The sequence below is a fragment of the Actinoplanes sp. NPDC048967 genome, from assembly GCF_040649415.1.
Classification (GTDB): domain Bacteria; phylum Actinomycetota; class Actinomycetes; order Mycobacteriales; family Micromonosporaceae; genus Actinoplanes.
The window spans coordinates 1-16,840 of sequence record NZ_JBEZFL010000008.1 but is presented as its reverse complement, the minus strand read 5'-3'; the positions used below and the strand labels follow the sequence as shown (position 1 = coordinate 16,840).

Below are 16,840 nucleotides of genomic sequence, written 5' to 3'. Positions count from 1 at the left end.
CCGCGGCGGTCAGCCGCCCAGTGCCGCCAGCAGCCGGTCCACCTCCTCGGCGGTGTTGTAGTGGTAGATGCTGGCCCGCACAGCGCCGCCGCTGTCACGCAGTCCCGCCGCGGTGAAGTACTCGTACGCGTAGTAGTCGCCGGAGAAGACGCAGATTCCTTGCTCACCCAGCCGCCCGGCGGTCTCGGCGGGGGACTGCCCGCGAACCCGGAACGACACCGTCGGGCACCGCTGCTCGGGAGCCGGGAGAACCGTCACCGCCGGATTCGCCGCCAGCCCGGTCAGCAGCCGCTCCAGCAGCTCCGCCTCGTACGCGGCCGCCACGGTCAGCCCGGCCACCACGCGGGCCCGGCGCGTCGTTCCATGGCCGGCCGGACCGCCCCCGGAGAGCTCGGGCAGCGCCGCCAGGTGCTCGACCGCGGCGGTGACCCCGGCGAGCAGCTCGAAGCTCGGCGTGCCGAACTCGAAACGCTCCGGCACCGCGTCCGACGACGGGACCAGCTTGGCCGGCCGCAGCCGTTCCCACCGCGCCGGGTCGGCGATCACCGCGGCGAGATGCGGACCGGACCACTTGTACGCGCTGGTCACATAGAAATCGGCGGCCAGCTCCCGGACATCGGTCGGCACGTGCGCGGTGGCGTGCACACCGTCGACGTAGACCAGCGCGCCGGCCGCGTGGGCCAGGTCGGCGATCTCCCGGACCCGGGGCATCGCGCCGGTCACGTTGCTGGCCGCGGTCACCGCCACCACCCGGGTACGCGGACCGACCAGATCGGCGTACTGCTTCGCGGGCAGCTCCCCGCTGTCGGCGTCGAACTCCGCCCAGCGCACGGTCGCCCCGGCCGCCTCGGCGGCCTGGACCCACGGCCGCACGTTCGCGTCATGGTCGAGCCGCGACACGACCACCTCGTCACCGGGCTGCCATGACGTCGCCAGGGTGCGCGCCACCACGTACGTCAAGGCGGTCGCGCTGGGCCCGAGGACCACGCCGCCCGGGTCGCCGCCGACCAGGTCGGCGACCGCCGCGCGGGCGGCGGCGACGATCTCCCCGGCCCGGCGGCCCGGCTCGAAGGCCGTGCTCCGGTTGGAGACCGCCCGGCGCAGGGTGCCGGCGACGGCGTCCACGACCGGCCCGGCGGCCTGGGTGCCGGCCGCCCCGTCCAGGTGGGCGAAGCCTTCGGCCAGTGCGGGGTAGGTGGCCCGGACGCGGGCGACGTCGTACGTCATCCGCCGACCTTAACGCAGCCTCAGGCGAGGCCCGCGGGTGCATCATTCCGTCATGACTTCTCCCTCCGGAGCCGCGCCGTTCGACCCTCGTACGCTGCTCGCCGAGAGCCGGCTCGGCATCCTCGCAACGATCAAGGCCGACGGCCGCCCGCAGCTGTCCCCGGTGACACCGTTCTACGATCCCGGGACGGGCCTGATCCGCGTCTCGATGACCGAGGGCCGGGCCAAGACCGTGAACCTGCGCCGCGACCCGCGCGCCACGCTGGAGGTCACCCGCGCGGACGGCTGGGCCTGGGCGACCGCCGAGGGCGTGGCCACCCTCGTCGGTCCGGGGTCCGACCCCGAGGGCCCGGAGGTGGAGGCCCTGGTGGACTACTACCGCCGCGCGGCCGGCGAGCATCCGGACTGGGCCGAGTACCGGTCCGTCATGGTGGCCGACCGCCGGGTCCTGATGACCATGACGGTCGACCACGTGTACGGCGCCAGGATCCGCTGATCCCGTTCCGGATCAGCGGAACAGGCCCAGGTCGAGCGCCTCGGCCATGGCCCGCTGCCCGGCGACGTTCGGGTGCAGCGGGTCGGCCTGGTACGCCGGCAGCATTCGGCCCGGCTCCCGCGGATCACGGATCGCGGCGTCGAAGTCGGCCACCCCGTCGAACGCGGCGCTCGTTCGGACCCACGCGTTGACCTGCTGGCGGGTGGCCTCCTGCGCGGGGCCGAAGCAGCCGGACGCACACCCGTACGGGGTGATCGTCGCCCCGATGACCTTGATCCCGGCCCGGTGGGCCCGGCCGGCGATGGTGGTCATCCCGGCGATCAGGCTCGCCGCGTCCGCGTGGTAGCCGATGTCGTTGATGCCCTCGGCGAGGATCAGGTAGCGGGCGCGCGTCTGCGTCCGGACGTCGTGCCGTTCCCGCTTCAGCGCCGAGACGCTGGTGCCCGCGCCGCAGCAGTCCGTGCGGTCGGTCAGGATCTGGTTGCCGCCGATGCCTTCGTTGAGCACCCCGAACTGCCGCCGGGGCGGGAGCGCCTGCAGCCGGGCGGCGAGGACGTCGGTCCAGCGGTCGTTGCCGTTCCAGGTCGTGTACGCGCCGTCGGTGATCGAGTCGCCCAGCGCCACGATACTGCCGGGCACCGCGCGGGCCGCCCGGACGTCGACCCCGTTCAGCCAGAACCAGGAGTTCACGGTGCCGGTGAACGACGCGCCCGAGCCGCCGGCCCGGTTGCCGGCCGCGACGAACTGGGTGCCCTGAGCGGCGTCGTGCCCGGTGATCCCGGCCGCGTCGCCGCCCGCGGTCACATAGAGGTCGACCGCGAGGTCCTGGCCGTACGCGACGCCGAGGGGCACCGGATCGCTGAGGACGTGCGTGCCGGTCCGGACGGTGACCGAGCCGTGGCCCCGGAAGGTGACCGGTCGGGTGGTGCCGCTGACCAGGTCCGGTGCGCCGGGGGCCACCGCCCGGGCCACGCGCACCGCGCCGAAGGTGACGTCCTCGTCGCCGTACTCGTTGCTCAGCCGGATCCGCACCGCCGGGCCGCCGAGGGTCGGATGCACCAGCATGCGCAGGGTCTGCTCGGCGAACGCCGGGCCGCTCTCCCGCTGCGGGCTGGTCGCCCAGGCGCCGGTCCACGGGGTCGGGGCCGCGGCGGCCGGACTGGCGACGAACAGCGAAGCCAGCACCGCCAGGGCGAGCAAGAGCCGCCGAACGTTAACATTTACGATGCTCGATATCTTGGGCATGCCGTCGATAGTCGGCGAAGACGTGCGGAGAGGCAACCTCGGCAGTCTTGTCGGACCCCCGTGCGATGCTCCGGGGCGTGGAAGTCGACTTCGCGGCCGAGCTGTGGAACTGGGATGCCCGCCGGCTCGACAGCTGGACCTTCGTCAGCCTGCCCGTCGAGGCGTCCGAGGAGATCCGCGAGCTGTCCGCCGGCCGGGCGCGCGGCTTCGGGTCGGTGCGGGTCCGGGTCACGATCGGCGGCAGCGTCTGGACCACGTCGATCTTCCCGGACGGCAAACGCGACGCGTACGTGCTGCCGGTCAAGCGGGCCGTCCGCACGGCCGAGGGCCTCGACGAGGGCGACACCGCGCAGGTGCGCGTCGAGCTCCTCGACTTCTAGCGGCGCCTTCTGATCACGGCTTCCGGTGGCGGCGCAAGACCAGGGTGGCGAAGCCGAGCACCTTGCGGTAGCCGCGCAGCCACTGCTCGCGGTGCTCCCGGGCCAGGGCGAGGGCGGCCGGGGCGTCGGGGTGGCCGGGGTTGTCGAGCGCCCACTCGGTGAGCGAGCCGGTCCACGACCACTCGTAGTCGTCCCACTCGGCGGTGTCGCTGATGTGGGCGTACACGGTCGCCCAGCCCGCCTGCTCAGCGAGGTCGACCAGGCCGGCCAGATCGGTGTAGTCCTCGGCCTCGACCCCGAGCGCGGCCGGTGTCCCGGGCGGCGGCGGCACTTCCCAGAAGCCCTCGCCGACCAGCAGCACGCCGTCGGGGTGCACATGCCGCCCGGCCAGCTCCAGCGTCTCGGCGAAGCCTCCGAAGGCGTGGGTCGACCCGACGCACAGCACCAGGTCGTAGTCGCCGTCGGGCACATAGGAGCGGGCGTCGCGTTCGTGCAGGGTCAGGCGGTCGGCGAGGCCACGCTCGGCCGCGGCGGTGGCGGCGCGCTCCAGGGCGTACGGGTCGATGTCGACGCCGTCCGCGTGACCGTCCGGGTAATGGGCCAGGGCCTGCAGGGCCCACGCGCCCGCACCGCAACCGAGATCGAGAATCCGGGCCGCGGGCTGCCGGCCGGCCCGGCGCAGCAGCCGATTGACATTGACGCCCAGAATCGGCGCCGCGATCGGATGATGGGAATGCGCGATGCTGCTGAGTCGGCGATCCATCCTGCCGAGTCAACACCAGTCACGCACCGCTCATACGGGCTGGTCGTCGTCGTCGACCGCCGTGGCCCCCAGCGCCCCCGCGAGCTCCACCATGCGCCGCTCGGTCAGCGTGTCGGCGTCCCTCACCTCGATCACGTCCTCGTCGAAGAAGAACGGCACGGCCCGCCCGGAAGGATGCCCGTTCCAGCAGGCAACCGCCGGACACGGGATCATCCGGCTGCCGGAAGGCAGAACCGCTGCCACGCTCGTGGCCATGATGAAGTCCGGTTGCGCGGCGACCACCGCCGCCCACTCATCGTCCCGGATCGGGGCGTGCCCGTTCAGGCCGCCCAACCACGTGCCCCGGGTGATGAACCGCCGTCGCCCGGCGAACGCCCCGGGACCACGTTGCCGCGCCACGACCCGCTCACCATCCCACTCACAGACCTCGGCATCGTCCCCGATGACCCAGGCGTCCAGGCGCCCCGCCCACTCGACCATGCGACGCAGGAACGCCACCTCCGGATTCTTGACGCTGAGCCGGCCATGCTGAAACAGCAGATGGTGGCCCCGCTCCGAAGGGTCAGCCACCCACACCACGTAACAGAAATCGGCCCTCCGCGGAGCATCCACCGGAATCACCAGCTCCGGCTCCTCCCGGACCAACGCCTCCACTTCACCGCCGAGAATCGGAAAGCGCTCACTCTCCCGCGCCTCGAACGCCCGAGTGATGTGCAGGTCGTAACCCATCCCGAGATCATGGCACCGCACGCGCATCTGACCGGACCACCCGACCGCACGAGAACCGCTGAATACGGTGGCCGGCAAGGCGAAGGGTGCGGTAAGCACATCGGATGACAACAGAAAAGCCGTTGACCGTGGTCCAACCGGGCGGCGGACGCCGAGGCGACCTGGGCGACATCGGCGTGCATTTCAAGCTGTGGGGCGAGGACACCGGCGGCGCCCTGGCGATCGTCGAGCACCCGTTCCCGGTGGGCGCGCTGGTCGCACCACACCTGCACACCCGCGAGGACGAGTACTCGATCGTCACCGAGGGCGAGATCGGCTTCCGCTCAGGCGACCGGGAGGTGGTGCTCGGGGCCGGCGGCTACATCGCCAAACCCCGCGGCGAACTGCACGCGATGTGGAACGCCGGCCCGGTCCCGGCCCGGATGATCGAGATCATCACCCCGGCCGGCTTCGAGCACTTCTTCCGCGAGGTGGCCGAGCTGATCGCGGCCGGACCCGCCGCGGCCGAGGAGGGCGGCGATCTCGCGGAGCGGTACGGCCTGCGGTTCGGCGAGCCGGACTGGCTGCCGGGGATCGTCGAACGGTTCGGCCTGACCACCTAGGCGGGCACAGAGTCGACGCCGAGGGCGTTGAAGGTCGCCTCCGCACCGTGCTGGCCGGCCGACAGCTCCCAGGCGGTGTCGGCGATGGTGTCGGGATCGAGGGTGGGCAGGCCGGCGGCCACGGCCGGGCCGACCGCGGCGACGGCGTGCCGGTGGATGTCGCCGCGTTCGACGAGCCCGCCGATGACCAGTGCCCCGGCGTAGACCCCGGTGCCGGCCAGGGCGGCGTTCACGGTCAGGGCGTACGTGCGCAGCGCCGCCGACGCGACCGCGAGAGCGCCCATGTCCGGCAGCGGAACGACCGCGCCCAGGCCCGCGACATACAGCAGCGTGCCGCTGCGGCGTTCGAGCATGCCCGGCAGCACCATCGCGGTGAGGTCGACGGCGGGACGGGCAAAGGTGTCCACTGCGGCCGACACGTCGACCGCCGCCGCTTGCAGGATCGGCGCCGGTCGTGCGGTCGGGTCGGCGGCGCCCGGTCCGAAGTACACGGCGCCGATCGGGCCGAGCTGCTCGGTCGTGGTGGTGACGGCGGCGCGTAGCTGATCGGGCCGGGTGATGTCGGCGGCGACGGCGATGGCGGTGATGCCGTCCCGGCGCAGCGAGGCCAGGTAGGACCCGTGCCGGTCGGGGTGGCGCGACAGCAGGGCGACCGGATGTCCCTCACGGCCGAACCGCCGGGCGACAGCAAGACCGAGCCCCGGTCCCACGCCGGCGATGAGCATGCTGGAAATCTGTGCTGCGGGCACGTACGCCTCCTCTGTCATGGTGGACAGGTGTCACTGTCGCGGCCCTGTGATCCGTACGGAAGAAGGCACTTCAATGTCTGGTGGGAACACCGCTGTTCCTTTGCTGGTCGAGACGCCCCTGGCCCGCCGGGTGCCGGTCGCGGAATACGCGGCGTGCCCGGTCACCGGCCTCTTTCACCGCCTCGGCGACAAGTGGTCGCTGGTGACCCTGGTGCTCCTCGGCGAGCGGCCGCACCGCTTCAACGAACTCCATCAGCGGATAGAGGGCGTGAGCCAGCGAATGCTGACCCGGACACTGCGGGCGCTGGAGTCCGACGGGCTCGTGCTCCGCACGGTCCACCCGACCGTTCCGCCCGCTGTGGAGTACGCGTTGACCACGCCCGGACAGGCGCTGCTCGGGCCGCTTTCCGAGGTCGCGGAATGGGCGGTCGAGCACCATTCCACCGCGTCGACCCGTGTTCGTTGATGGCGCCGGTTCGCCGCGTACTCGGCGGTCGCGGACGATGAGGACTTCTTCGAGACGTGTTCCGACACCTTCAAAGAGGTGCTCGATGAGGCCGCGAGCAATGGCGAGGACTTCGGTGACCGCCACGCCGAAAATCTGACTTCGACGGCCAAATTCGTCGGCAGGACGGCTGCGACGGTCGCGGTGACCGCCGCCGTGGGCGGAGCGGGTAGAGGGGCGAAGGAGATCTGGCAGGCAAAGCCTCCGGGTGCCTGAGGCACGTCGGAGTCATAACGAGCGTGCTCCGTTTCGGCCTGACTCCGGGCGGTTCGCGGATGAGAGGCGTCAGGGTCCGCCGCTCGCCTGAGCAGGCTCTCCGCAACCGGCCGGAACCGGCGCGGCGCACGCGGCGATTCATGGTCGCCGCTGACCAGGAGCGCCCGCCATCCGGCCGGCGCCGGCTCGAGCACCCACCAAGGACCGAATGCGCCGGCCAGGGTCAGTCGGCGGTCTGGCCGGATGCCGTCCGACTTGAGTAGTAGTCCGGCGCCGACGTACGACTCAAGTCGTACGCGAAGTCCATCATCAAGTCGGACGCGCGCCTCCCCGCCCTGCTCCTAGCGTCATGGACGTCCCCGGTCCACGATCCACCAGGAGCTCCCCGTGCCCTCGTCACCCCTGCTCGTCGCCGACGGCGTGAGTAAATCGTTCGGCATCACCCGGGCTCTGAACGGCGCCTCGCTCCAGGTCCGCCCCGGCGAGGTGCTCGCGCTGACGGGACCGTCGGGTTCCGGCAAGTCCACGCTGCTGCACTGCCTGTCCGGCATCCTCGCCCCGGACTCCGGCCGCGTCAGCTTCGAGGGCCGCGACCTGACCGCCATGAGCGACCGGGAGCGCAGCGCCCTGCGGCGGGGCGCGTTCGGGTTCGTCTTCCAGTTCGGCCAGCTGGTGCCCGAGCTCACCTGCCTGGAGAACGTGGCGTTGCCGCTGCGGCTCGCCGGCGTGCGGCGGAGCCGGGCCGAGCGGCGCGCCGCCGAGCTGCTCGTGCGCCTGGAGGTCGTCGAGGTGGCGGGCAAACGTCCCGGGCAGGCGTCCGGCGGGCAGGGCCAGCGCGTCGCGGTGGCCCGCGCGCTGGTCACCGACCCGCAGGTGATCTTCGCCGATGAGCCGACCGGTGCGCTCGACTCCCGCAACGGTGAGCAGGTCATGCGGTTGCTGGTCGCTGCCGCGAAGGAGCGGGGGAGCGCGGTCGTGCTGGTCACCCATGAGGCGCGGATCGCCTCGTACGCTGATCGCGAAGTCTCCTTCCGTGACGGCGCGGCTGTTGTCGCTGAAGGTGTCCGATGAGCGCCGCCTGGCTGCGGGAGCTTGTCCTGGGCGTGCGGCTGAGCGTCTCGGGCGGCCGCTCGGGCTGGCTGCGGCTCGCCCTGATCGCGGCCGGGGTGGGTCTCGGCGTGGGGATGCTGCTCGTCCTGGCCGCCGCGCCGACAGCGGTTGCGGCACGGGAGCAGCGCCGGGCCGATCGTGCGCTGGGTGCGAGCGTCGAGCAGGCCGGGCCGGGCACGCTGCTGGCGCTCACCACGGAGACGCGGTTCCGGGATGAGCCCGTACGAGGCAGGATCGTGCGCCCGGAGGGCGACCGCGCGCCGGCACCGCCCGGGGTGGCCCGGATGCCGGCGGTGGGGGAGCTGTACGTCTCCCCGGCGCTCGCCGCCCTCATCGCCGGACCCGGTGGTGAAGTGCTGGCCCAACGGTGGTCCGCGCACGTGGCCGGCACGATCGCGCCGCAGGGGCTCTCCGGGCCCGACGAGGTGTACTTCTACGTGGGGTCCGGCACGCTGACCACCGACGACGGGGCGGCGCGCATCGCCTCGTTCGGTGGCGGCAGCCCACCCACGACCGACCCGACGATCGTGGTGCTGGCGGTCATCGGGGCAGCCGTCCTGTTGCTGCCGGTCCTGGTGTTCGTGACGACGGCCGTACGTTTCGGCAGTGAGAGCCGGGAGCGGCAGCTCGCCGCGATCCGGCTCGTCGGCGCCGACAGCAGGATGACACGCCGCATCGCGACCGGCGACGCGCTGATCGGGGCGGTGCTGGGGCTCGCCGTCGGCGGTCTCGTCTTCCTCGGTCTGCGGCGGGGCGTCGGGGTGCTGCTGCCGGCCGACTTCAGCCCGTACCCGTCGGATCTGCGCCCGGTGCCGGCGCTGCTCGCCGCGATCCTGCTGCTGGTGCCGGCCGGCGCTGTGCTGGTGACCCTGTCGGCGCTGCGGCGGGTCGTCATCGAGCCGCTCGGCGTGGTGCGGCAGAGCGGCGTCCGCCGCCGGCGGCTCTGGTGGCGGCTGATTCCGCCTGGTGCCGGTGTCGCACTGCTGTACCCCCTGCTCGGCGGGCTGCCCGGCGACGTCGGGGCGGGCACCCGGGTCCAGCTCGCCGCGGGCGCGATCCTGCTGCTGACCGGCGTGGTCGTGCTGCTGCCCTGGCTCGTGCAGGCGGTGGTACGGCGCCTCGGCGGCGGCAGCGTCGCGTGGCAGCTCGGCATCCGACGCCTGCAGCTGGACAGCGACACCGCCGTACGGTTCGTCTCGGGCATCGCGGTGTCGGTCGCCGGCATCATCGCCATCCAGGGCCTGCTCAGCACCTCGATAGCCGCGACCAGCGGGAACCAGCCGCCGGCCGACCGCCTCCAGGCCGTCGTCTACACCAACGGGGCCGACGGCACCGGCTGGCAGGCAGCTCTGGCCGGCACCCCGGGCGTCGAGGCGGTGCGGACCTCCGGTTACGGCTACCTGCGCACGGACCCCGACCAGCCGGGCGTGACCGTCCGGGTCGGCGACTGCGACGTGCTCCGGCAGTACGCGCCGCTGCCGTCCTGCGCCGACGGCGACAGCTTCCAGGCCGTGCACCCGGGCTGGGAAAGCCCCACGCTGCCGGCGGGAGCCACCACCCCCGTCTTCGGCACCGACGACGCGGCACCGCTCTCCCACTGGCAGGTGCCCGCCGGCCTCCCCGCCGTGACGCTCTACACCAGCGAAGCCGCCCCGATGTCGTACCTGGCCACCCCGGCGGCGCTGAAACTCCGGCCCGACCTGCGCGGCATCTTCACCGACGCCTACCTGCTGGGTCTGGACCCGTCCCGCCCGGACGCCATCGAGCAGGTGCGCAACACGATGACCCGGCTGGCCCCGGCCGCACCGCTGCAACTGTTCGGCGACGAGCGGATCGGCAACCAGTTCGCCGGGGCCCGGCAGGTGGCCCAGGGCTGCGCCGTCCTGTTCCTGCTGTTCATCGGCGCTAGCATGCTCGTCGGCGTCACCGAGCAGCTGCGCGAGCGGCGCAGGTTGCTGGCCGTACTCGCCGCCTTCGGCACCCAGCGGCGCACGCTGTCGGCGTCGTTGCTCTATCAGGTGGCCATCCCGGCTTCCGTCGGACTGCTTCTGGCCGTCCTCATCGGCAGCAGCCTGTCGGCGGTCCTGCTCGCGGCCACGGAGGCCCCGGTCGAGCTGGACTGGGCCGCGATCGCCGCGATGACGGCGACGGTGGCGACTATGGTCGTGGCCGTCACAGCTGCCGGCCTGCCGCTGCTGTTCCGTCTGCTGAAGGTTCAGGAGTTGCGCAGTGAGTGAGACCCATACGCTGAGCAGCATGGTGTCGCCTGCCCTGACCCGCGGCAGCGGACTGCTGGGTGACCTGGTGGTGTCCGGCTCGGTGGCCGCCCTGTCCACGTGGTGGTGGCACCAGTACAGGCTGGGTGGCTTGCTGTTCGGTGTGCTGGCCGGGCTGGTGCTGATGTGGCGGCGCCACCGCCCGATCACGGTTCTCGTCCTCGTGGCGGTGCTGACCGCGGTCACGGCGACGATCGAGGTCAACGGCACCCAGCTGCACGACGGCATGCTGCTGATCACGGTCGCCACCGCGATGTACGCGGTCGTCGTCCACGCCTCGACATTGCTGCGGGCGGCGGTGGGCGGGCTCGGCGGCTGGCTGTTCGCGTCGCTGCTGCTGCCCCTGCAGAACTACTCCCGCGCCGGGTGGTCGACGTTCTCGCTCGAGGAGCTCACGCGCGGCTCCGGGCTCCTGCTGGGTTACGGGGCCGTGGTCTGGGCGATGGCCCTCAGCGTGCGGTACTTCGGCCAGCTCAATCTGAACACGTCCGAGCGTCGGCAGAGCGCGGAACGGGAACGCCGGCACGTGGCCCAGATCGCCGTCGCCGAGGAACGGGCGCGCATCGCCCGGGAGCTGCACGACATCGTCGCGCACTCGCTGTCGGTGATCATCCTGCAGGCCAACGGGGCCGCGTACGCCTTCGACCACGATCAGCAACGGGCCCGCGAGGCACTGCGGACGATCGGCGCGACCGGCAGCGACGCCCTGGAGGAGATCCGGCAGCTCGTGGAGCTGCTCCGGAGCGCCGGCGACAGCCCGCCTGACCGCACCCCGGTCGCCCTGGACCAGATCGAAGCCGTGGTGCAGCGGGCCCGCGACTCGGGCCTGACCGCCGACCTGACCGTGCACGGCACGCCACCCGAGGTTCCCGGCGGAGTGGCCCTGGCGGTCTACCGGATCGTGCAGGAATCCCTGACCAACACCTTGAAACACGCCGGCCCGGCGCCGGCCGCCACCGTGATCGTCAGCTACCGGCCGGAGGTCATCGACATCGAGGTGACCGATTCCGGCGCCGGGCCGAAAGCCACGAGTCCCGGCGGGCACGGCCTGGTCGGCATGCGCGAGCGGGTCGCCCTGTACGGCGGGACGTTCGCAGCCGGCCCGAAACCGGACGGCGGCTGGCTGGTGCACGCGCGCATCCCCCTCACCGGCGCCGCGGCCCGGGCGGTGGTGGCGTGATCCGGGTCGTGCTCGTCGACGACCAGCATCTGGTCCGGGCCGGATTCCGGATGGTGCTGGACTACCAGAGCGACATGACCGTGGTCGGCGAGGCGAGCGACGGCGCGGAGGCGTTGCGTCTGCTGCGCACCACCCCGGCCGATGTCGTCGTGATGGACCTGCGGATGCCCGTGCTCGACGGGGTGACCGCGACCAGGCGGATCTGCGCCGCCGGTCCGCTTCCCCGGGTGCTGGTGCTGACCACGTTCGACACCGACGAGGACGCGTTCGCCGCGCTCCAGGCCGGGGCGAGCGGGTTCCTGCTCAAGAGCGTGCCGCCCGACGACCTGCTGAGCGCGATCCGGGTGGTGGCCGGCGGTGACGCCGTCGTGGCGCCCCGGGTGACCCGGCGGCTGCTGGACCGCTTCGCCGGCCGGCTCGTCGCCAAGGACGCGGCCGAGGCCGGCCTGCCGGAGATGACCGACCGGGAACGCGAGGTGCTGCTGCTGGTGGCGCAGGGACTGTCGAACCTCGAGATCGGCGGCCGGCTGCAGGTCGCCGAGGCGACCGTCAAGACCCACATCGGCCGGATCCTGGCCAAGCTCGGCCTGCGTGACCGGGTGCAGGCCGTCGTCTTCGCGTACGAGTCAGGGCTGGTGCGGCCCGGCAGCGATCCCGGGACCGAGGTCAGTCCGTCACAGGAGGCGCGAGGTGACGCTGGAGGGTCTCCATGATCTCGGCCAGCGCCTCCAGCTGCGGCACGGTGAGCACGTCGGCGAAGTGCTCCCGGACGGCCCGCGAGTGACCCTGGGCCGCGTTCAGGAAGACGGCGCGGCCCTCGTCGGTCAGGTGGACCTCGGCGACGCGGTTGTCGGCGTGGTGACGGCAGCGGCGGATCAGGCCGCGGCGTTCCATCCGGGCGAGGTGGTGCGACAGCCGGGACTGCTCCCAGCCGATCAGGTCGGCCAGCTCGGTCGAACGGCACGGCCGGTCACCGCGCTCGTGCAGGGTCACCAGCACGGGATAGTCGCTGCCGGTGAGCCCGGAGTCCGCCGTCAGCAGCTGGTCGAGACGCCGTCGCAGCAGGGGCGTGGTCTCGATGAGCCCGCGCCAGGCCCTCAGCTCGACCGGGTCCAGGCTGCCGGCTCCCGTCGCCTCGTCCGCCACCGCACGAACCTACCGCAGCCACCCTACCGATTACATGACGCGTCATATATCGTCGGCCTCGGGACGCGCCCGAGCCGGGCGCGCCGGGCGGAGGGACGTGCACCGTGGCGACGATCGAGCAGCTCATGCGGGCGAATTTGCTGGAGGTCTTCAACGAGCGGGACGGCGAGCGCCGCCGGGCCGCGATCGCCCGCACGTACGCTCCCGGCGTGCACTTCGCCGACCCCGAGGGGACGGTGCAGGGCCACGACGCGCTCGAGGCGAAGGCGCAGAAGATCCTGGACGACGCGCCGGGCTTCGTCTTCGTGGCTGACGGCCCGGTGCGCGTCACCCAGGACCTCGGCTATCTCGCGTGGAGCTTCGGCCCCGAGGGCGCCGCCCCCGTGGTCCGGGGCGCCGACATCGCGCTGGTCGCCGACGGCCTGATCACCTCGGTCCACACCCTGCTGCTCACCGACTGAGATCGCCCGCCGGCGATCCGGTGGTTCAGGACCAGGCGATCTCACCGGTACGGTCGACGAAGCGCCCGGAACCGTGGCCCGGTCCCTCGGTGGCCAGGCGCACCACGGCGTCGGTCCCCTCGGTGACGGTCTGCGGGCCGGTGTTGCCGTTGAGATCGGTGGCCGTGTATCCCGGGTCGGCCGCGTTGATGCGGAGGTCGGTCAGCGACTTGGCGTACTGGGTCGTGAGCATGGTGAGCGCCGCCTTGGAAGCCGTGTACGCGGGCGCGATCGCCTTGGACTCGGCACGCGACGGATCGTGCGTGGCCGCCAGGGAGCCCATGGCGCTGCTGACGTTGACGATGACCGGGTCGGCCGAACGTCGCAGCAGCGGCAGGAACGCCGTGGTGGTCCGCACCACGCCGACGACGTTGACATCGAGCACGCTCAGGATGTCGGCGCCCGTCAGGCCGCTCGGGTCACCGTGCGCGCCGTGAACGCCGGCGTTGTTGATCAACACGTCGATGGCGCCTTCGTGCTTCTCGACGTCGGCGGCCGCCGCCGCGACCGAATCGTCGTCCGTGACGTCGATCTGCACAAAGCGGGCACCGAGTTCCGTGGCCGCCGCGGTCCCGGCCTTCGCGTCGCGGGCGCCGAGCAGCACGGTGTGGCCGTGGGCGAGGAGGCGGCGGGCGGTCTCGTAGCCGAGGCCCTTGTTGGCCCCGGTGATGAAAGTGATCGTCATGCGCCCATGGTTTGCCGGCGCCGCGACGTGCGCCAGGGAAGGCCTGACGGTAGGAAAACGGCTACCACCCTCGGGCGCCGGGCAGCGAGGCACAATCGGTGCCATGACCACTCACGGCTCGGAGTTCGGCGCCACCGTGCGCGCCTGGCGCGACCGGCTCACGCCGTCCGCGGTGGGCCTGCCGAGTGGCCGCGCCCGCCGCGCGAGCGGGCTGCGCCGCGAGGAACTCGCCGAACTCGCCGGGATCTCGGTCGACTACGTCGTGCGCCTGGAACAGGGCCGGTTCACCACACCCTCGGCGCAGGTGGTCGCCGCGCTCGCCCGGGCCCTCCAGCTCACGAACGCGGAACGCGACCACCTCTACCGGCTGGCGGGGCTCGTCCCGCCCGCCGACGGTGAGATCTCCGACCACATCCCACCGGGCGTCCAGCGCGTCCTGAACCGCCTCGGCGACGCGGCCGTGGGGGTCTTCGCCGCCGACTGGCAGCTGATCTGGTGGAACCGCGGCTGGGCGGCTCTGCTCGGCGACCCGTCGTCGGCACCGCGTGAGCGCCGCAACTTCGCCCGCGACACCTTCCCGGTCAACAGCGACCGGCCCAGCCTGTCGCAATGGCCGGTGATCTCGTACGCCCCCGACGCGGTCGACGCGGCCATCGTGTCCGACCTACGCCGCGCCACCGGCCGCTTCCCGGACAACCCCAGGCTGACCAACCTGATCCGCTCACTCACCGAGGGCAACCGACGCTTCGCCGACCTGTGGGCCGCCGGTGCGGTCGGCACCCACCGCGAGGACCACAAGATCGTCAAGCACCCAACGGTCGGCCCCATCGAAGTCGACTGCGACGTCATGACCGACGGCGACGCCGAACTCAAGATCGTGATCCTGACCGCGGCCCCCGGAACGACCGACGAAACCAAACTCCGTCTGGCCCTGATCTCCGGCGTCCCCGACCCGGCAGACAACGCAGCCACCGAGGCGAGATCCGCGCCCGTTCAGTCGCTGGCGTCGGCCGATGGCAGCGCGGCAGCCGCCCCCGGCTGAGGGCCGAACAGTTCCGCGCACACCGGAAAATGTGGCGGCTCGCCGCGCTCAGCCGTTGCGGCTCGGCGCCATGTCGGCAGCGCTCGCGTGCAGGACGAAGAGGCCGATCGCCTGCTCACCGACCGGAACCAGACGCCGGCCACCCTCCACGAGCGCCGGATCCGCCGGCCGGACGGCGCGCTGAAAGGCGGCCTCAGGCGGAGGCGTCTCCGACAGCAGGCTCGCGGTCTCGGCGTCCGGCCTTCACACTCTGCCGCACCGCAAGCAGCCGGCTGGGCACGACCAGCACCGCATACAGCCCGGCCATCCGCACCCCCAGAGCCCGGTGCGGACGCGGATGCCCCTGCCGGACAAGCCGCGCCAACCACCGCCTCTCCAACCGACGCCCCGCCACCGCAGCCCCCAAGGAACCAGCCACGACGGTGGTGAGCACGGCAGCCCCGACAGCACCGGCCACAACGACTCGTCGATGCGCCTCCGCATCGGACGGCTCATCCTCGGGAAGCGTGATACCGACGTCCACAAAGGGAAGCCCAGAAGCAGCACCCGGATCCGCCGCCCCCGAACCCCCCGCGACGGCAGAGCGCCCGCCCCGAACCGCCGGAGCCCCCACGGCGACGGTAACCGCCGCCAAAGCCCCCCGAGCAAGCCGCCGCCGAGCCGGAGGCAACTCAGCAGCGGCAACCCAAGCCCCAACGGCCGCAACATCAAACCCGGCATCAACAAGAGCCCGAACATAAGGCCGCCAAGCCGACCCACCCGAGAACCCAGTCATCCACCGACCGTATAAACCCCGAACCACCCACCCCCAACCCAAACCAAAGCCCGGGGCGCGGGCGGGTGGTCCGGGACTGTCAAACGAACGGTGTAACTGCGGGTGTTGAGGGTTACTTGCGGGCCGCCGTGAGGCGGCCTTCGAAGGTCATCTCGAAGGCGTTCAAGGCGGGTTTCCAGCGGATCGCCCATCGGCGGCGGCCGGTGCCGGTCGGGTCGAGACTCATGATCGCCAGGTAGACACACTTCAGCGCGGCGGTCTCATTCGGGAAGTGCCCACGGGCCCAGACGGCTCGGCGGATCCGGGCGTTGACGCTCTCGCCATCGAGAGCGGCCTCGACCACGCGTTTGGTCAGCTGCTGCAACAGACCGCCTTCGCCGGTCAGTTGCAGGCCCGCTGCGCGGGCTTGCTCGACCAGCCGGGCCACCAGTTCGGCGTCCACCCCGCCGTCGGGATCGTTCTTCGCCACCGCGGGAGTATCCACGGCTGTCGTTGACTCTGTCACGGCATCGCTCCTTGATCAGGAGTTACACCGTTCGTTTTACAGACCCCCGCGACACGGGAACTCGCCGGTCGCGGTAGGGGTGGGGCGGTTGGTTGTTGGCCGCGGCGCGGGAGGGTGACGGCCGCGGGTCGTGGTGGGGGTGGTTGGTTGTTGGCCACGGCGGGGGAGGGTCGCGGGTCGCGGTAGGGGTGGGGGCGGTTGGTTGCTGGCTGCGGCGGGGGAGGGTCGCGGGTCGCGGTAGGGGTGGGGGCGGTTGGTTGCTGGCTGCGGCGCGGGAGGGTGGCGGTCGCGGGTTGTGGTGGGGGTGGGGGTGGTTGGTTGCTGGCTGCGGCGCGGGAGGGTGGCGGTCGCGGGTTGTGGTGGGGTGGGGGTGGTTGGTTGCTGGCCGCGGCGCGGGAGGGGTCGCGGGTCGTGGTGGGGGGCGGGGCGCATGATGGCCTGCCGCGGCACGGGAGGCGTGCTGGTGCTGGTGGGTGTCGATGGCGGCGTGGGTGAACGGTCGAAAGATGGTCACAGCGCCCCGCGACGACGATCAATCCCGGACCGCAACCGGCGAGGTGCGTACGCAAGACCCACCACTCAGGTCGGCCTGCCCGACAAAATCCCCCGCAAGGACCACAGCGCGGCAGCCAGACCCCTCACCGCAAGGGGATCACCCAGGAAAGCGCAGCACCCAGCGACGAGCAACCAAAATCCAACCCGGAACAGG

General features: G+C 72.2%; 18 protein-coding genes and 1 pseudogene. 11 read left to right on the top strand and 8 right to left on the bottom strand.

The window, feature by feature from the left end; all coding sequences use genetic code 11:
• Nucleotides 1-9: 9 nt before the first annotated feature.
• The gene (locus AB0C12_RS30940; protein WP_360553382.1) at nucleotides 10-1,227 is read right to left on the bottom strand and encodes a cysteine desulfurase-like protein; all 1,218 of its coding nucleotides are present in this window, start codon (nucleotides 1,225-1,227) and stop codon (nucleotides 10-12) included.
• Nucleotides 1,228-1,279: 52 nt separating this feature from the next.
• On the opposite strand from AB0C12_RS30940, the gene AB0C12_RS30935 reads away from it, so the two are divergent.
• Nucleotides 1,280-1,723: a PPOX class F420-dependent oxidoreductase gene (locus tag AB0C12_RS30935; RefSeq protein ID WP_360553381.1), complete on the top strand. Its 444-nt coding sequence runs from the start codon at nucleotides 1,280-1,282 to the stop codon at nucleotides 1,721-1,723.
• Between the two features lie 12 nt (nucleotides 1,724-1,735).
• On the opposite strand, the gene AB0C12_RS30930 is transcribed toward AB0C12_RS30935, so the two are convergent.
• On the bottom strand, nucleotides 1,736-2,923 hold the full coding sequence (locus AB0C12_RS30930) for an SGNH/GDSL hydrolase family protein (protein ID WP_360553380.1): 1,188 nt from the start codon (nucleotides 2,921-2,923) through the stop codon (nucleotides 1,736-1,738).
• Nucleotides 2,924-3,045: 122 nt separating this feature from the next.
• Between AB0C12_RS30930 and AB0C12_RS30925 the strand changes: the two genes are divergently transcribed.
• On the top strand, nucleotides 3,046-3,348 hold the full coding sequence (locus tag AB0C12_RS30925; protein ID WP_360553379.1) for a DUF1905 domain-containing protein: 303 nt from the start codon (nucleotides 3,046-3,048) through the stop codon (nucleotides 3,346-3,348).
• Between the two features lie 13 nt (nucleotides 3,349-3,361).
• Here AB0C12_RS30925 and AB0C12_RS30920 read toward each other — a convergent pair whose 3' ends face one another.
• Nucleotides 3,362-4,111, bottom strand: coding sequence for a class I SAM-dependent methyltransferase (locus AB0C12_RS30920; protein ID WP_360553378.1), 750 nt, complete (start codon nucleotides 4,109-4,111; stop codon nucleotides 3,362-3,364).
• Nucleotides 4,112-4,141: 30 nt separating this feature from the next.
• A complete protein-coding gene (locus AB0C12_RS30915; protein WP_360553377.1) occupies nucleotides 4,142-4,840 on the bottom strand; it encodes a hypothetical protein in 699 nt (232 codons plus the stop codon).
• Between the two features lie 104 nt (nucleotides 4,841-4,944).
• Here AB0C12_RS30915 and AB0C12_RS30910 point away from each other — a divergent pair, with 104 nt between their 5' ends.
• Nucleotides 4,945-5,442, top strand: a complete 498-nt coding sequence (locus AB0C12_RS30910) for a cupin domain-containing protein (protein WP_360553376.1) — start codon at nucleotides 4,945-4,947, stop codon at nucleotides 5,440-5,442.
• Here the strand turns inward: AB0C12_RS30910 and AB0C12_RS30905 are convergent.
• Nucleotides 5,439-6,191, bottom strand: coding sequence for an SDR family NAD(P)-dependent oxidoreductase (locus AB0C12_RS30905; protein ID WP_360553375.1), 753 nt, complete (start codon nucleotides 6,189-6,191; stop codon nucleotides 5,439-5,441). The two genes, AB0C12_RS30910 and AB0C12_RS30905, sit on opposite strands and share 4 nt — an antisense overlap.
• Before the next feature lie 100 nt (nucleotides 6,192-6,291).
• Here AB0C12_RS30905 and AB0C12_RS30900 point away from each other — a divergent pair, with 100 nt between their 5' ends.
• The 6 genes from AB0C12_RS30900 (at nucleotide 6,292) to AB0C12_RS30875 (ending at nucleotide 12,191) form a co-directional block, all read left to right on the top strand.
• Complete coding sequence (locus AB0C12_RS30900) at nucleotides 6,292-6,657, top strand: helix-turn-helix domain-containing protein (RefSeq protein ID WP_360553374.1); 366 nt, start codon at nucleotides 6,292-6,294, stop codon at nucleotides 6,655-6,657.
• Between the two features lie 78 nt (nucleotides 6,658-6,735).
• On the top strand, nucleotides 6,736-6,912 hold the full coding sequence (locus tag AB0C12_RS30895; protein WP_360553373.1) for a hypothetical protein: 177 nt from the start codon (nucleotides 6,736-6,738) through the stop codon (nucleotides 6,910-6,912).
• Nucleotides 6,913-7,299: 387 nt separating this feature from the next.
• Nucleotides 7,300-7,983, top strand: coding sequence for an ABC transporter ATP-binding protein (locus tag AB0C12_RS30890; RefSeq protein WP_360553372.1), 684 nt, complete (start codon nucleotides 7,300-7,302; stop codon nucleotides 7,981-7,983).
• Complete coding sequence (locus AB0C12_RS30885; protein ID WP_360553371.1) at nucleotides 7,980-10,259, top strand: FtsX-like permease family protein; 2,280 nt, start codon at nucleotides 7,980-7,982, stop codon at nucleotides 10,257-10,259. Before AB0C12_RS30890 ends, AB0C12_RS30885 begins: the two co-directional genes overlap by 4 nt.
• Nucleotides 10,252-11,478 carry a sensor histidine kinase gene (locus tag AB0C12_RS30880; RefSeq protein WP_360553370.1) on the top strand — a complete coding sequence of 409 codons (1,227 nt, stop codon included), beginning with the start codon at nucleotides 10,252-10,254 and terminating at the stop codon, nucleotides 11,476-11,478. Before AB0C12_RS30885 ends, AB0C12_RS30880 begins: the two co-directional genes overlap by 8 nt.
• A complete protein-coding gene (locus AB0C12_RS30875) occupies nucleotides 11,475-12,191 on the top strand; it encodes a response regulator transcription factor (protein WP_360553369.1) in 717 nt (238 codons plus the stop codon). Before AB0C12_RS30880 ends, AB0C12_RS30875 begins: the two co-directional genes overlap by 4 nt.
• On the opposite strand, the gene AB0C12_RS30870 is transcribed toward AB0C12_RS30875, so the two are convergent.
• The gene (locus AB0C12_RS30870) at nucleotides 12,145-12,624 is read right to left on the bottom strand and encodes a MarR family transcriptional regulator (protein WP_360553368.1); all 480 of its coding nucleotides are present in this window, start codon (nucleotides 12,622-12,624) and stop codon (nucleotides 12,145-12,147) included. The two genes, AB0C12_RS30875 and AB0C12_RS30870, sit on opposite strands and share 47 nt — an antisense overlap.
• Nucleotides 12,625-12,728: 104 nt before the next feature.
• On the opposite strand from AB0C12_RS30870, the gene AB0C12_RS30865 reads away from it, so the two are divergent.
• Nucleotides 12,729-13,085 carry a nuclear transport factor 2 family protein gene (locus AB0C12_RS30865; RefSeq protein WP_360553367.1) on the top strand — a complete coding sequence of 119 codons (357 nt, stop codon included), beginning with the start codon at nucleotides 12,729-12,731 and terminating at the stop codon, nucleotides 13,083-13,085.
• 25 nt (nucleotides 13,086-13,110) lie between these two features.
• Here AB0C12_RS30865 and AB0C12_RS30860 read toward each other — a convergent pair whose 3' ends face one another.
• Nucleotides 13,111-13,809: an SDR family NAD(P)-dependent oxidoreductase gene (locus AB0C12_RS30860; RefSeq protein WP_360553366.1), complete on the bottom strand. Its 699-nt coding sequence runs from the start codon at nucleotides 13,807-13,809 to the stop codon at nucleotides 13,111-13,113.
• Nucleotides 13,810-13,912: 103 nt separating this feature from the next.
• Between AB0C12_RS30860 and AB0C12_RS30855 the strand changes: the two genes are divergently transcribed.
• Complete coding sequence (locus AB0C12_RS30855) at nucleotides 13,913-14,851, top strand: helix-turn-helix transcriptional regulator (RefSeq protein WP_360553365.1); 939 nt, start codon at nucleotides 13,913-13,915, stop codon at nucleotides 14,849-14,851.
• Nucleotides 14,852-15,738: 887 nt separating this feature from the next.
• On the opposite strand, the pseudogene AB0C12_RS30850 reads toward AB0C12_RS30855, so the two are convergent.
• A pseudogene (locus AB0C12_RS30850) lies at nucleotides 15,739-15,945 on the bottom strand (transposase); the annotation flags it as partial.
• Nucleotides 15,946-16,840 lie beyond the last annotated feature (895 nt).